This window comes from Moraxella caviae (assembly GCF_002014985.1).
Taxonomy (GTDB): Bacteria; Pseudomonadota; Gammaproteobacteria; order Pseudomonadales; family Moraxellaceae; genus Moraxella; species Moraxella caviae.
On record NZ_MUXU01000066.1, the window covers coordinates 1 to 756 of the forward strand.

2 protein-coding genes are annotated in these 756 nt (G+C 38.4%); both read left to right on the top strand.

Going from position 1 to position 756, the window contains the following annotated elements; translation table 11 throughout:
- On the top strand, nt 1-383 hold a 383-nt coding region (locus B0181_RS09900), incomplete at its 5' end, for a Panacea domain-containing protein (protein ID WP_078277341.1).
- On the top strand, nt 370-711 hold the full coding sequence (locus tag B0181_RS09905) for a hypothetical protein (protein WP_078277342.1): 342 nt from the start codon (nt 370-372) through the stop codon (nt 709-711). The genes B0181_RS09900 and B0181_RS09905, both read left to right, overlap by 14 nt.
- The last annotated feature ends 45 nt before the right edge of the window (nt 712-756 follow it).

Consider the following 756-nt stretch of genomic DNA (forward strand, 5'->3'; position numbering starts at 1 on the left):
AGTTAGTAAAACTGACTTATATCACCCATGGTTTTAGCTTAGCCATTCGCAATAAACCATTGTTCTACAATGACATTGAGGCATGGAAATACGGTCCAGTAATTCCTAAGCTATATCATGCTACAAAAGAATACGGCAGAAATCCAATTCCTTTTAGTGTGATTGGTGACAGTCAAGACATCGATATTGCTTTTGATGACAAGCAGCTGGTAGAAAAAGTCTTGGACAAATATCAAGATTTGGATGGTATCACTTTGTCTTATTTGACACATAAACCAGGCACACCCTGGTCTCAAGTCTATAATCTTGGTGTCAATATGCCGATTGACGATGAAATGATAAAAAAACATTATCAAGAATTGGTAGCACATGGCAGACACTGATAACATTCCAACGCCTCAAACTCCCCCGCCTTGGGCGTCTCTATCCAGCAAAGAAGAAAAACAATGGGGTGAATTGGACACAATCAAGCTCAACAATGACAAAGGTTGGTTAAAAGCCTATGGTCATGTTGTCATTGTTGTAACATACATTATTGCGTCTATTTTTATAGTTGCGTTTTTAATTCTGGCTTTTCATTACCTTGCACCCAATAGCTGGACTTGGCTAGACCAAAGTCAAATCAATAAAATTCAGTCAATGCTGTTTAGTGGCAGCATGGGTGCAATATTTATTAACACAATGCGCACACAATTATCAAAAGCTATCTAACCACCCATATATTTTAAGCAACCGCCCTTTGGCGGTTTTTTGTTG